This is a genomic window from Cognatiluteimonas telluris (assembly GCF_011320095.1).
In the GTDB taxonomy this organism is placed as follows: domain Bacteria; phylum Pseudomonadota; class Gammaproteobacteria; order Xanthomonadales; family Xanthomonadaceae; genus Cognatiluteimonas; species Cognatiluteimonas telluris.
In genome coordinates, this window is record NZ_JAANOY010000071.1 from 1 (window position 1) to 2,032 (window position 2,032).

Annotated in this window: 1 protein-coding gene; it reads left to right on the plus strand. The window is 57.6% G+C overall.

Features of this window, described 5'->3' with window-relative positions; translation table 11 throughout:
* Positions 1-1,445: 1,445 nt before the first annotated feature.
* The gene (locus G7B67_RS12935; protein ID WP_166213081.1) at positions 1,446-1,823 is read left to right on the plus strand and encodes a hypothetical protein; all 378 of its coding nucleotides are present in this window, start codon (positions 1,446-1,448) and stop codon (positions 1,821-1,823) included.
* Positions 1,824-2,032: the final 209 nt, after the last annotated feature.

Here is a 2,032-nt window from a genome sequence, read left to right on the forward strand (position 1 = left end):
GTCGCTTCGGCACAAGCAGCTTCGGCTAGTCCAGGGGTCGCGCCCGATTTTCGTTGGAGTGCGCCCGGACCATCCGGCGGCATTGCCGCATCCCAGGCCACTAGGCGGCATCCGGGCTGGGCGCCTGTAGCTTCTGGCGCGCGGCCGACTGGTTCGGCCTCAGGTCAAGCGTGTGGCTTGTCAGCCAATGATTCTTGTGGGCAAATGGCGGCCTAACGATTCATTCAAGCCGAACCTACTTCGTTCCAGCAAAAGGCGGCACTGAAAAGCGTGCCACCTTTTGCCTCCACTACGCAGGTCGGCTTAATTCAGGTGTTAGGCGGCGCGATGAGCTTCAAGGAATATGAAGTGGTGCAGGTTCTTCGACCCGTACCAATGGAGCGTGTAGCCGCTGAGCTCGGCGAGGCTCTGCAGCCCCAAGCCGGAGACACGGGCACAATCCTGGTAGTCCACCCTGTACCCGCCGGCGCGGAGTGCGCCTACACGGTCGAGTGCGTGGACCAATCGGGCGGCACTCGATGGGTAGCCGATTTGCTTCAATCTGAGCTCACGCGGTTCCAAGCGGGTGGCGAAGGCGCCGCCTAACAATTCGTCCAAGCCGACACTGCTTCGTTACGGCAAAAGTCTGGCAGAGAAAGCCTGCCAGTCTTTTGCCTCCACTGCGCAGCGCGGCTTAACTCAGGTGTTAGATGGACGCAGCTAATTCTTTCGCTCTTGCGGTTGCCGCATATGTGCAGGCGTTGGACTCCGCCCGAACTAACCGCGCGGAAGACCGCCCTGTTCTAGAGGCCCTAGTAGCAAACGCCGCGGGCTTATTGGCACAGGCGGTGCTGGGCAACTTTGTAGTCGCTGTTGGGCGTACCGAGACTCACGAGCGCCTTCGTGGGCAGACTTGGCTCCAAGGAGTCGACATGATGGAGCTGGACCGTGCTTGGGCGCTTGTTCTGAGCAGTGTTCCAAAGGCGCCATCTAACAATTCATTCAAGCCGAAGCCGCTTCGCGGCTCGGCTTAATTCAGGTGTTAGGCCCACAGATGCAGTATTACGACGGCTTGGATGTTTTGCTTGGGGATCGGGTCTTTTTGCCTGTGCCTGGAGGCAAGGCTCTAGCACGCGTAGTTATGCTTGGGGACTCTCGCGCCAACCTACTGTTGGACCCGCAATTCCAAGAATGGGTTAACGCTGCTGACGTTCTTGCGCCCTGCTCTGTGGTTGTAGAGTGGATTGGGCGCAACCCGTTTGAACACAGCGACCCTGCGTTCGCTCCAGTGGGCAACTACATGTTTACGGTCATTGATGAGTCGGTTGAGTTACAAGCCCGGGCTGAGGCCTAACAATTCATTCAAGCCGAACATGCTTCGTTCCAGCAAAAGGCGGCACTGAAAAGCGTGCCACCTTTTGCCTCCACTACGCATGTCGGCTTAATTCAGGTGTTAGGTGCCTATCGTGCATTTCCGCGTTCTGCTCAAAGCAATTTGTCTTCTAGCTGGTGCCGCGATGGCGCTCATGGGCTTGACTTGGCTTGGCGTCGCTTGGTCCGGTGCGGTTAGAACTGGTGGAACTCTTGCGGTGGTTGCGGGCCTGAGCTTTTTGCTAGCCGCCGTTCCTATTGTTGTTTTCGCTTTCTCCCCTCGCCGCGCAAAGCCGATGGCTGTTGGTCTGCTATTTCCTTTTGCGTTTGGCATGCTGTGGCTTGCTTTCCGGCCTGACGCTCCGGTCAACCGCCAAATGCTCGCCCAAGCGGCGGCAATTGCATTCGCGGTATTGTTGCTCGCAAGGGTGGGATTGGCGCTGCGTCGTAAGCGAATACGGGGCGGCACCTAACAATTCATTCAAGCCGAACCCGCTTCGTTCCAGCAAAAGGCGGCACTGAAAAGCGTGCCACCTTTTGCCTTCACTACGCAGGTCGGCTTAATTCAGGTGTTAGGCCCCGCACGAAGGGAACTCAATGACCAGCATCCTTTTCAACTTCTGGCTGCGCCGCTTCTCGCTTGTTTTCGCAATCGCATGTGTTGCACTAGCTCTGCTGGAGA